A 12,392-nucleotide genomic window follows, 5' to 3' on the forward strand; every position below is an offset into this window, starting at 1 on the left:
TTATTCCTCCTCAGCCTGCTCGCCAGCCGCCGCTTTGGCAGTGACAAATTTCGCGGGACTTTCGCGGAAGCGGTTGTAGTTGGCCTCCGACGAAAAGAAGTACGTTTTACCGCCGTAGCGATATTTATGTTCCGCACTCACGTTAGTCAGTTTGGAGCCATCAACCGGGTCGATAACTTCCATCGACACCACCGTCGAGAAGTAGTTAGTGCCTGCCGCCAGTGACGCTCGTCCAATCACCAGTTCGTTATCGTCGTTGCTCCACCCTTCGATCGGCACCGGATTACAGCCGCCCGCTTTCCCGATAGACGGAATGAAAATATGCACCCCGCAGGCGACACAAATCACCTGATTACCTTCCATCACATAACCTTGATCGCCGCACAGCAGACAGGCATCAAACACCACGCCAAGGCGCAGGCGATCGGGGTAGCGGTTAATAATGAAGAAGCGCACGGCCTTGCCGTCATCGGCAATCCACACGAAGCGATGCAGCTTGCCATCACGCACTTGCTCAATTGGAATATGCACTTTGCCATCGGCCGCCAGCGTCACTGGCTGTGCTTCCGACAGACGAGGCGGCTGCGACGCGACCTTGTCCCAATAGAGCTGGGCCAATACCACCACCAACAGCGCCGTGACCGTCGACAACAGCGTGCGGCGCAGCGTGCGATAACCTGCCGTGGCTTTACGCTTTTCAATCGCCTCATGCGTGGCCAGCATCTGGCGACGCGCATGCCGCAGCGGCCAAACCAGCCCGGCAGCCAACGCCGCCATGAACAATGTACTGAGGTAATTTAATAAATATGCGCTGTTGGTGACGTGTGCCACATAGCTCAAGCGCGGCTTGGTAAGCCCCAGCGCCTGTAATTTCATCAACAGCAGTAGCAGGTTGCCGCTTATCGGCAACAGCAGAAGTGCGACCAGCAGCGCCAGCAGTGGCCAGCGCAGTATACGAATGCGGCGCACGATCATGCCGCACAGCGCAGCACAGAACACCAGCCAGCCAAACGCCAGCAGCACAGCGCTGAAATTCAGCAACAGATCGGTATTCACCACATGAGTGGTCGTCAGCGCGGTCAGATTGGGATCGTTGCCCCAATGCACCGCCGCTCCCGCCACCAGCAGCGCCTGCCACAGATAACCAATACGCGGGTGGGAAAAACACTGACAGGCAAGAAACAGGATCAAGGCCAGCGCCTGAAGCGCCGTAAAGCCCAGCAGAAACGCCTGCCCGTTAGGAAAATGCACGCCAATAAACGTACCGGCGAACAGCGCCAGCAGCGTGGTCCAACCCAGCGATCTGACTGTCGGCGTGGAACGATGGCTCCAGTTCAGCCCCAGCAATAGCGCTATCGGCAGGAAGGATTGGAGGGTCGTGATAAAGAAATAACTCATATTCTCGTCACTTTTCACGTTGCAGGTGCGTTGGTTGAGCGTGATACCGGGTGGCATCAGTACACAAACCGAAAAATCGCCGCCTCTGCGAGCCGCGATAACGACACACAGAGGCGTGAACATGACCGCGACAGAACATCGCGGACAGAAGACCTTATTCTAAGCCGACGTATTTGAAGTCAAAGCTGACATCAAATGGTTTCCACCAGCGGCCTACGCCCGTTTCACCATCGGTGTGGCGGTGCATACCGGCTTTTGATGGTGGATCGATGTGGTAAGTCACTTTGTAGTTACCCACGCCCATCATTTTGATGTTTGCGCCGTAGTGCGGGCCATCGCTGGCCACCATCGGCATGAAGGTGCCTTCCTGCTTCGCACCAGTATCGGTGTTAGTCAGGGTGTACGCGATGGTCAGGAACGGCATCCACTCACCCGCACCGAAGCCATTCTTGTTGCCTTCAGCGGCGTGAATATCGGCTTCCAGATGGATGTCCGCTTTCGCAGCTGGCAGGCCCATGCCACGCGGTTCCATGTCGATAGGTTGCAGATAAACAGCGGCAATTTCCATTTCGTTCATGGAAACCGGTTCACCCGCTGGGTATTCTTTAAACGCCAGCGCGGCAGGCGCAGTGAAAATACCGGCAATAACGGCACCCGCAATCAGACTTTTTTGCATATTCATCAAACCCATCCTCATCTCAGTCGTCCCTCCTCGCTTATTTTGCTAAGCGATTGGGGTTGTTATGGTTATTTGCTGCTCTTATTGCTTTCAGTATTAAATTAACGTCGGATGCCTGCTTTATCAGACGGCAGACGCCCTGCGCCGCATCACCCACAGAGCGATTAACGCCGCGCCCACCAACACACCCTGTGGAATCAGCGTTTCCACATAAGGATAAATCCCCAACCCGCTGATTTCCGGCACGCCGGTCAGCAACGTCGGTTCAAACAGTTTGCCTTCGATCAGTTCCAACACGCCTTTACCCGCGAACACAAACGCCATCAGGTACATAAAGCAGCCGGTAAACATGAAGAACGGCTTCAGCGGCAGTTTGACGATGGTGTAGCGCATCACGAAATAGGCGATCAGCAGAATCACACAGCCGATGGCAAACCCGGCCAGAATAGAGAGGTGTCCCGCCATATTGCTGGCATCACCGACCAGCGCGTAATAGAACAGCACCGTCTCCGCGCCTTCGCGGTACACGGCCAGAAAGCTGGTGAGCCATAGGCCAATCATGGAGCCGCTACTTAACGAATGGGACAGCTTACCTTCCAGATAAGCCTTCCAGTGCCGCGCTTCCACTTTGGACAACAGCCAGTAGCTCATGAAGAACAGCATCACGACGGCAATCAGCATCGTAATGCCTTCAAGCAGCTCACGGCTGGCGCCGGAATTGGTGAACACGAGTTGGAAAATGACGGCGGTAATCACGCTACACAGCAGCGCGACGTAAACCGACTGGCGAATCAGCGGCAGCTTGTCCTGCTGATTGTTTTTCACCAGATAGGCCACGATCGCCGCCACAATCAGCAAGGCTTCCAGACCTTCGCGCACAATAATCAGCAGGCTGTAGATCAACAGGCTCCAGTGGGTTTCGCCGCCGTCGCCCAGCATGGTCACGGCCTTCGCCAGTTCCTGCTGCAACGCATCTGCCTGCCCTTGCAGCTGCTCGGCAGGCTGCTTGGCGTTCATCAGGCTCACCAGACGGGTGAAATAGCCTTCCAGCGTCGATTTAAACGCTGCATCGCGAGAACCAATTTTGTTCTCCATGCCGGTCGCTTCAAACAGATCGAAATAGGTGTCCTGCACCGCCATGATGGCGGGTTTGACCTGACCCTGACGGTACTGCGCGATCGCAGCGGCAATAGCCTGATTGATATCGTCGGCGACTTTCGCCCAGTTCGCATCCGGCACGGCACCGCTATCAGCGTTCACGGCAGGTGTTGCCGTCGCCTGCTGGCTATCGCGCGTTGTCGGCAATCCCGGCAAGACATCTTCGATATCCTGCAACAGCGTGGTAACCCGATAGGCGACATCCGTCAGTTGATCGGGTTGGCTGGCTAGGGTAATCAGCGCGGAGAATTGTTGATTAATGGAAGCTGCCTGCTGCGCCGAGCGATTCTGCCTGACCGACATCTCCATTTCAGTGTTTTTAAAGCCCTGATAGTGCGCCTGTTGCACGCTCTGGCTGGCCTTTTTGTAATCGCCAGCCTGATATTCAGTCACGGCCTGCGCGAGCTGGTCATCAATGATTTTGAAACTCTGCTGCCAGTACGGCGCGATCTCAGCATTGTCATAGGCACCGTGCTGCTCCTGTGCGACCAGCCTGTGCCCTTCCGACAGCACCGGCAGAACGGCATCCAGTTCGCCCTTCAGCCAAGAGATTTTCGCCTGCACCTCGGCCTGCGGCTTTCCTTCGCCAATCATGCGGCGAATTTCACCGAAGGTCGCTTCCAACTGATAGCTTTTTTGCGCGGAAATGTTGATACGAATGGGGCCTTCAAGGTTTTCAAACACCTCGAAATAGGCCATCTGAACTTCGGTGCGGGCATCATCCGGCTTTTGCTGCTCATAGAGCTGAGCCGTTTTATCCAGCCGAGTTTCGATATCTTGAATAAATGAGGCGTAATCGGTCGCAGCAACTGCCACTGAACAACTCAACAGCCAACACAACACGAGAAGCGTTTTTTGCCAGATAGACATAAGAGAGTAATGAAGCACAAATGATATTTATTCTTATTATCACTTTGAAGCCGCCATCTGTCTTGATTTACGTCACGAAAATATAAGCAATAAATACTTTAGTATGTAACAAATAATTTCAAACGTATTTAACATCCCAAAAAGTCACTTTTTTTCTCAAACCCTCAGAAAAAAACGGTTTTTTGATCGTAAAAGTGGCAAAAAATCGCCATTATTCCCGCGCAATAAATATGCCAATATATTTAACTAATCATATTTACACTAGATTAAATTGCACTGAAATGGCTTTCCTTTACATTAATACGATAAAATTTACAGAGTGGATCAATTTTATCTCTGTAAATCAATGTATTACATACGTTGATAGTAGTGCTTTTCACTGACATTTTGGGGGACTCTCCTGGCATTCATGCGGCAACCAGAAACCAAGGGAAACCAGCAGGCTCTTTTCCGCTCGGTTTATCGCTCACCCCCATTGGCGCTCTTGTGTTCGATGTCTGCTTACACTCAATTTCTGTCGCACAGTCAACCCACTGTGGATCAGAATTTTTTCCATCCCTCACCATTGCGACTCTGTGTCGATAACAGCGGTGTAGTACTCTGCTCAGCAGCACAACGGAGGGGATCGGCGATCGCTGGGCACGAAAAAGTCGTTGTCGGCTCGTAATCGGAGTCCAGATCGAACACATCCACTACGGCGGACAGTTCGCTGGTTTGTTCATCCAGACGAGCGGCGGCTTCAGCCGATTGCATTACCAACGCCGCGTTCTGCTGCGTGACGCTGTCCATTTCGTGCACCGCTTGGCTAATCTGCGTAATACCACGCGTTTGTTCATCCGTTGCCGCCGCAATTTCACCAATCAAATTATTCACATGCGAAATGGAGGCGATAATGCCCGTCATCGCTTCGCCAGATTGTCGAACCTGTCCAGCACCGATTTCCACCCGCGAAACCGATTCGGCAATCAGCGCCTCAATCTCTTTCGCCGCCTGCGCACTACGCTGCGCCAATGTGCGAACTTCACCGGCCACCACAGCAAACCCTCGACCTTGCTCCCCCGCTCGCGCGGCTTCAACCGCCGCATTCAGCGCCAGAATGTTGGTCTGGAACGCGATACTGTTAATCACAGAGGTGATATCAGAAATTTGTCGGGAGCTGGCGCTAATCCCCTCCATCGTCGTCATCACGTTGCTGCTGATATTTCCGCCTTTTTGCGCCATATCCGCTGCATCCTTCGCCAACTTACGCACCTGATGTACATGATCGGTCGTTTGCCGCACCGTGGAGCTAATCTCCTCCATACTGGCAGCCGTCTGCTGCAGCGCCGCAGCCTGCTGCTCCGTACGGCTGGAAAGATCATCGTTACCATCCTTAATGCTCGACGTTCCATTGTTAATTTCAGTCGTACTCTGCCGGATAACAGTTACCGTATCGCGTAAACTCTTCTGCAACCGCTTAATGTCAGGGATCAGCCGTCCTGCACAGTTCCTGCCAAACTCCGCCAATTCACAGCCTAAGCGACCCGCTGTGAGTTGTGCCAAGTGTGATTTAAGCACTGAAATCGGAATAACCAAGTAGTTTCTTAAATAGTATTCAGTGAAAATCAATACCATGATGCCAAGCACCATCACGCTAATCAGCGCGTTACGACTTTGAGTATTGTGTTCATTCACGCTTGAAATCAATGAAGAAGTGGTGATGCCATCCGAATAGCGTTTGATATTTTCCCCAAACGTCAGACTGATAGGAGGATAAGCTGAGCGTAAAATTTGTCGGAATGCTTCAGGGTCGCTGCGTTGCAGCGCCGCATTCATGGGATCGATAGAGGAAGATATCAGTGTATTCCAAATATTTTTCACTGCATCAACAGTTTCCTGATCGACACCAACGTGTTCGGCCGTCTGGAATTTATCTAACGAATCCTTGGTGTTTTTGATCGCACTCTGAGCCATTTCCAACGTCTGCCTGGCATTTTCTGGCTCATTTCGCTGCAAGTAATCCATAGTTCTTTCCATACGTGTTACCGCTCGAAAATATTGATCGGCACCATGAATCAAATAAGAGTACGTTTTTTGCTGAGTCTCACTTTTATCAAGCAAATTCGTAGCCTGATGAAGTGAGTAAAGACTAAATCCTGATCCCACTCCCCATATCACTAATAGGGAAGTCACTATGATCAGAACCATTATTTTTATGCTGATATTTCTTAGAAATTCCATAATGTACTCCGCGAAGTTAACAAATATTTCCCGCTCATATATTCAGCCGGAAATTATTTACTTTCTACCCATGACGGTGTCGTCCGTTATACTGCGTCTTTGTTTCTCACGCTCTAACAGACGTTTTGGAATTCCCTGATCATTATTCATAAAATATAAAATGACAAAAAAACAAAATGTTATCTTCCTTAAAATACTCATCACCATCGTTTTAAACTGCCGATAAGCATCGCTGCCACGGTCAAATCGGTGGCATGTAGAGTTAATATCGTCAAAAACAGTATAGGCATTAAAAGATAAAGAAGGTAAATACGTTGCCACGTTATTTTCCAAACAAATTTTCTATGCAAAAAAACTGCATCACTCAACACCTTAAGATGCTTTATCTCACACTGCGTATGACCACGATCAGTAAATTAATTTAATTTATCGGCGATTATTAAAATTAAACTACTGCATCAGTGTCCTAACAGGAATGCAGTTCTTACGATCCAAGACTCAGCTTTGGAGGATAATCATGCAGAAAGTGCTTACCGTCTGTCCGTATTGCGGGTCAGGCTGCAAAATTAACCTGCTGGTAGAGAACGGCAAAGTGGTTGGTGCGGAAGGGGCAAACGGCGTCACCAATGAAGGTGAGCTGTGCCTGAAGGGCTATTACGGCTGGGATTTTCTCAACGACACGAAACTTCTGACACCGCGTTTAAAGCAGCCGCTGATTCGACGCCAGAAAGGTGCGCCCTTTGAGGCCGTATCCTGGGATGAAGCGATCGACTTCGCTAGTTCTCGTCTGAAAGCGATTAAAGAGAAGTACGGTGCCGAGTCGATTATGCACACCGGCTCGTCACGCGGTCCCGGTAATGAAACCAACTATGTGATGCAGAAATTTGCCCGCGCGGTCACCGGGAATAATAACGTCGATTGCTGCGCCCGACTCTGCCACGGCCCTTCGGTTGCTGGGCTACAGGTTACGCTGGGCAACGGCGCAATGAGCAACTCTATCTGCGAAATCGAAAAAACCGACTGCATCCTGATTTTTGGCTACAACGCCGCAGACTCACACCCCATCGTGGCACGTCGGATCCTGAAAGCCAAAGCACGCGGGGCAAAAATCATCGTGTGCGATCCGCGCCATATTGAAACCGCCCGCATCGCCGATCTGTGGCTGCCGTTGAAAAATGGCTCCAACATGGCATTGGTCAACGCGTTCGCTAACGTGCTGATTAACGAAGGCCACTACGATAAAGCGTACGTCGCCCGCCATACCGAAGGCTTCGAGGAATTCAGCCAGACCGTCGCGAAATACACGCCGGAGTACGTCGCTGACATCACCGGACTGCCGCCGAAATTGATTCGCGACGCGATGCGGATCTATGCCGCCGCACCGTCCGCCACCATTCTCTGGGGAATGGGCGTGACGCAGTGGGGCCAAGGCGTTGATGTAGTCAAAGGGCTGTCTGGCTTAGCACTGCTGACTGGGAACCTGGGCCGTCCAAACGTTGGCGTCGGGCCGGTGCGTGGGCAAAACAATGTGCAGGGCGCCTGCGATATGGGTGCGCTGCCCAATATGTTCACCGGTTATCAAAACGTCACGGATAAAACGGTGCTGGCGAAATTTGCCGATGCCTGGGGCGTGCCTGCACTCTCCGACAAAATTGGCTACTCGCTGACGGATCTCCCGCACAAGATAAAAGAAGGGAAAATTCGCGCCAACTATGTGATGGGCGAAGATCCGCTGCAAACTGAACCGGACCTGTCGATGCTGCGCGATGCGTTCAACGAGCTGGACTTGCTGATCGTGCAGGACATCTTCATGACCAAGACCGCCGCGATTGCCGATGTGATTTTACCCGCCACCTCCTGGGGCGAGCACGAAGGGGTCTATACCGCCGCTGATCGGGGCTTCCAGCGCTTTTATAAAGCCGTGGAACCACAGGGCGATGTCAAACCCGACTGGGAAATCATCAGCCTGATGGCAACGGCGCTCGGCTATCCGATGCACTATAACAACACACAGGAGATCTGGGACGAGCTGCGAGAACTCTGCCCGCTGTATTACGGCGCGACCTACGAGAAAATGGCGGGGCTGGGCTACGTGCCGTGGCCGTGCCCGACGGAGGACAGCCCCGGCACACCGTGGTTGTACGCAGGCAACCACTTCGATCGTCCCGGCGGGAAAGGCTTACTACTCACGGCCGAATGGCGACCGCCGATGGAGCTGGTGGATGAGGATTACCCGCTGGTCTTATGCACCGTGCGCGAAGTTGGCCATTACTCCTGCCGTTCCATGACGGGCAACTGCACCGCATTACAAACGCTGGCGGATGAACCGGGCTACGTGCAGGTTAGCCCACACGACGCAGAACGTTTAGGCATCCACGATCAGCAGCTCGCTTGGATCTCGTCACGACGCGGCAAAGTGATCTCTCGCGTTGCCGTCAGCGAACGCATCAATAAAGGTGCCGTCTACATGACCTACCAGTGGTGGATCGGTGCCTGCAATGAACTGACGCTGGATCATCTCGATCCGGTATCCAAAACGCCGGAGTACAAACACTGCGCCGTGAAGCTGGAAGCCATCGACGATCAGCAAGCAGCGGAAACCTATGTACAACAGGAATACAGCCAGCTGAAAGATCGGCTGCGCAGCACCGCAGAAAACGTCAGTTAATCTCCCTGACCTAAGCCGCTGCGAACCTAAGCCATTAGATAAAAGCCGTGGCGGCTTAGGAAAATACATACTCTAAATAATTCGAGTTTCAGGAAGGCGGCAAGCAAAGGACAAATTCGTCGGGAACGAATTTGACCAGCCAATGGCTGGCCTTCGGTGAGAGACAGGATGTCTCTCATTTCATCCCGATGAGCTTACTCAGGTAAGTGATTCGGGTGACTGACAAATCTGCCAGAGGCAGATTTGAACGCTGCTTGCAGCGGCCCCAAGGGGGCGAGGCACACGTGAGTGCGCCGAGTAGCGTAGCCAACGCACATGCAACTTGAAGTATGACGAGTATAGATGGTTTAGACACCGTTTAACTGTCCTCACCGATAATGCCTTTATTCCCTGCCTCATCTTGTAAAATTTCATTAATGAAAACGAATAAATTTCCGTTAATCGATAATAAACTTCTACACAGCAATTAAATTTTCACACCTCTGTTTATCTTTTAAAATTATGTTGCTATCACCGCCCTTCCCTTCGCCCAATTGTTTTTTATTCCAATTTAGCGCAATTTGCGTTTCATTTTACAATGCTTTAATTTGTTTTTAACAAAAAGAGCCCCCTTGTAGCGGCAGTCATCAAGTCGATTAAAACAATTATTAAACAATCGGTTAGATGAACGCCAATGGGGATAAAAGGAATATTATTATTGCTCGCATAGAGGTCTTTTATGTTACCGATTACCGTTACCTTATCGCTCCCTCATTATCTGTCCTTTATTATTCGTCTCGACCCTGGAAGCTAACCCCCGCTTTTCATTCGTATTTTCCTGAACGTCGCTGACGTCGGGAATAAGCTAATTTCATCCCTTTCGATATGCAGTTATAAAAAACTGTACGGCTTTTTGCACCCCAAATTCGCCGAAAGAAAGGCAGTAAGTTATTCAGAATATAATAAAAAACAGGAGATTCACTGTGCTCACTATTCTCGGTTTCTCTATGGTCATTTGCTTTATGTACCTGATCATGACCAAGCGGATGTCTGCGCTGATCGCGCTGATTCTTGTCCCTACGCTGTTCGCACTGGCCGCAGGTTTCTATCAGGGGCTGGGAGCGATGATGCTGGACGGCATCAAAACGCTGGCACCAACTGGCGTGATGCTGACGTTTTCTATTCTCTACTTCGGCATCATGATCGATGCTGGGCTGTTCGATCCGCTGGTGCGCTTCATTCTCCGTCTGGTTAAAGGCGATCCGCTAAAAGTGTTGGTCGGCACCTCCGTGTTAACCTTGATGGTCGCGCTGGACGGCGACAGTACGACGACCTATATGATCGCTATTGCTGCATTCCTGCCGCTCTACCAGCGGTTGGGGATGAGCGTGCTCGGGTTGACCTGTCTGGTTAACATCGCCAGCGGCGTAATGAACCTTTCCCCTTGGGGCGGTCCGACGGCGCGTGCCGCCGCCGCATTACGCGTTGATGCACTGGACGTTTTCCTTCCCATGCTCCCGGCAATTGTTTTAGCTAGCCTGACGCTGGTCGGCGTGGCCGTGTTTCTGGGTCTACAGGAGCGCAAACGACTGGGGATCATTGATGTCAGCAGCTTCCAGAATGCTTCGATCAATCTGGGCAACGGCAGTGACGAAGAAAGCGACGCCAACCGCCGCCCTAAAATGTTCTGGCCTAACTTTATTCTGACCACCCTGCTTCTGGTGTTTCTGGTGATCGGCATTCTGCCTATTCAGGTGCTGTTTATGGTCGGCTTCGCTATCGCCGTCATGCTCAACTATCCCAAGCTGGAAGAGCAAAAAGCGCGGATCGGCTCACACGCCGCTAACGTGCTCGCGGTGACATCACTTATTTTCGCCGCTGGGATTTTCACCGGGATTTTATCCGGTACGGGCATGGTGGATGCCATGGCGAAGAGCCTGTTGCAGGTGATACCAGAAAGTTTCGGCCCGTATCTTGCGGTGTTCACCGCGCTCATTAGCCTGCCGTTTACTTTCTTGATGTCCAACGATGCGTTCTATTTCGGAATCTTACCGGTTATCGCCCAGACGGCGGTCAACTATGGTATTACCCCAGAGGAGATCGCCCGTGCGTCGATTGTCGGCCAGCCGTTCCACCTACTCAGCCCGCTGGTGCCGTCACTCTACCTGCTGGTCAGTCTGGCAAAAGTGGATATCGGCGATCACCAACGCTTTGCAATCAAATGGGCGATTTTTGTCAGCCTGTCGCTGCTGGTCGGTGGTATTGTCTTCGGCGCATTTCCGTTCTATCACCAGTAAAACAGGGTTGCTCCGGCCTGGCCGGAGCGTTCTCTGCTGGCAGGCGAGCCGTACTGACAAGAACATAAAGATTCCTCGTAACACCCTAAACGACATAGCAGGATAGCCATGGCTTTAACTCCCCTACAGACAAGGATTGTCAGACAGATTGTCGCCTACATTCGCCGCGAGCAGCTACCGCCCGGCGCGCATCTGATCGAATCGTCGCTGGCGCAGGTATTGAACGCCTCACGCACACCGGTCAAGGTCGCGCTGCTGTATCTGACGGAAAAAGGCATGCTGCATTACCACCGCAATCGGGGGTTTTATCTCGACCGCCATGCCCATGAATTAGGGCATCTGGTCACCGAATTAGCCGCCAGCAGTGAAGAGCCGCTCTACCGGAAGATTGTCGATATGCGCCTCTCCCGTCGGTTGCCGGAGCAGTTTTCAGAAGTGGATTTGATGCGAGAATGTCAGGTGTCCCGCTCCGTACTGCGTAACGTTCTGACGCGTATTCAACAGGAAGGTTGGCTGGAGTTCCGCACCGGGCAAGGTTGGCGAACCACGCCGATTATCGATTCCGTCACGGCCTATGAGGAAAGTTTTACGTTCCGCCTGCTGGTCGAGCCGCTCAGTCTGCTGTCACCGCAGTTTCGCATCGATCAGCACACGCTCAATGCCTGTCGTAAACAGCAGGAAGACATTCTTAATGGGGGTTACCTGACGCTCACACCGCATGAAATGTTCGATGCCAATACGCACTTTCATGAAACGCTGCTTGCCTGTAGCGGCAACCGCTTCGCCCACCATAGTTTGCAACGAATCAATCAGTTACGGCGTTTGGTGGAGTATCGACAAGGGAGTCCAGTCTTCAATCCCAAGCGGTTGGAACAGATTGCAGAGCACCTGGCGATTCTGGATTTCCTGCAACGGGGAGAGATCGAAACAGCGGCAGACTGGATGAAAAAGCATCTGGAAAAAGCGTGCCACGATAAAGTCAGCATCGATCTTTTTCGGTGAAATAACCAACAGCGAGGTCTCAAATCATCAGTAACATATGTTTAAAAAATAAAAAACACCATTTTAAACACCCTAAATGCTCAATTAGTTACAAACAGAAACACATAGAACAATAATTAAA

General features: G+C 51.7%; 8 protein-coding genes. 3 read left to right on the plus strand and 5 right to left on the minus strand.

Annotated elements, in window-relative coordinates:
- From LOZ86_RS14255 to LOZ86_RS14275, 5 genes are all read right to left on the minus strand, one after another.
- Window positions 1-1,398, minus strand: coding sequence for a Fe-S-containing protein (locus LOZ86_RS14255; protein ID WP_039484495.1), 1,398 nt, complete (start codon window positions 1,396-1,398; stop codon window positions 1-3).
- A gap of 154 nt (window positions 1,399-1,552) precedes the next feature.
- Window positions 1,553-2,080: an iron transporter gene (locus LOZ86_RS14260; RefSeq protein WP_010285198.1), complete on the minus strand. Its 528-nt coding sequence runs from the start codon at window positions 2,078-2,080 to the stop codon at window positions 1,553-1,555.
- 120 nt (window positions 2,081-2,200) lie between these two features.
- Window positions 2,201-4,105, minus strand: coding sequence for an FTR1 family iron permease (locus LOZ86_RS14265; RefSeq protein ID WP_039484287.1), 1,905 nt, complete (start codon window positions 4,103-4,105; stop codon window positions 2,201-2,203).
- A 540-nt stretch (window positions 4,106-4,645) separates the two neighbouring features.
- On the minus strand, window positions 4,646-6,325 hold the full coding sequence (locus LOZ86_RS14270; RefSeq protein WP_039484284.1) for a methyl-accepting chemotaxis protein: 1,680 nt from the start codon (window positions 6,323-6,325) through the stop codon (window positions 4,646-4,648).
- Between the two features lie 57 nt (window positions 6,326-6,382).
- Window positions 6,383-6,646 (minus strand): hypothetical protein, encoded by a 264-nt coding sequence (locus LOZ86_RS14275; protein WP_131522960.1) that lies wholly within the window; start codon window positions 6,644-6,646, stop codon window positions 6,383-6,385.
- A 196-nt stretch (window positions 6,647-6,842) separates the two neighbouring features.
- On the opposite strand from LOZ86_RS14275, the gene fdhF reads away from it, so the two are divergent.
- From fdhF to LOZ86_RS14290, 3 genes are all read left to right on the plus strand, one after another.
- Window positions 6,843-8,993, plus strand: coding sequence for a formate dehydrogenase subunit alpha (gene fdhF / locus LOZ86_RS14280; protein ID WP_039484283.1), 2,151 nt, complete (start codon window positions 6,843-6,845; stop codon window positions 8,991-8,993).
- A 962-nt stretch (window positions 8,994-9,955) separates the two neighbouring features.
- The gene (locus tag LOZ86_RS14285) at window positions 9,956-11,269 is read left to right on the plus strand and encodes a CitMHS family transporter (RefSeq protein WP_039484281.1); all 1,314 of its coding nucleotides are present in this window, start codon (window positions 9,956-9,958) and stop codon (window positions 11,267-11,269) included.
- Between the two features lie 108 nt (window positions 11,270-11,377).
- Window positions 11,378-12,271: a GntR family transcriptional regulator gene (locus tag LOZ86_RS14290; RefSeq protein ID WP_039512438.1), complete on the plus strand. Its 894-nt coding sequence runs from the start codon at window positions 11,378-11,380 to the stop codon at window positions 12,269-12,271.
- Window positions 12,272-12,392 lie beyond the last annotated feature (121 nt).

Origin of the sequence: Pectobacterium parvum, from assembly GCF_020971565.1 — a bacterium.
GTDB classification, from domain to species: domain Bacteria; phylum Pseudomonadota; class Gammaproteobacteria; order Enterobacterales; family Enterobacteriaceae; genus Pectobacterium; species Pectobacterium polare.

Coding starts and splice junctions, on each gene's coding strand:
- LOZ86_RS14260 (WP_010285198.1), bottom strand. CDS start 2,080: ATGAATATGCAAAAAAGTCTGATTGCGGGTGCCGTTATTGCCGGTATT.
- fdhF (WP_039484283.1), top strand. CDS start 6,843: ATGCAGAAAGTGCTTACCGTCTGTCCGTATTGCGGGTCAGGCTGCAAA.
- LOZ86_RS14270 (WP_039484284.1), bottom strand. CDS start 6,325: ATGGAATTTCTAAGAAATATCAGCATAAAAATAATGGTTCTGATCATA.
- LOZ86_RS14255 (WP_039484495.1), bottom strand. CDS start 1,398: ATGAGTTATTTCTTTATCACGACCCTCCAATCCTTCCTGCCGATAGCG.
- LOZ86_RS14290 (WP_039512438.1), top strand. CDS start 11,378: ATGGCTTTAACTCCCCTACAGACAAGGATTGTCAGACAGATTGTCGCC.
- LOZ86_RS14265 (WP_039484287.1), bottom strand. CDS start 4,105: ATGTCTATCTGGCAAAAAACGCTTCTCGTGTTGTGTTGGCTGTTGAGT.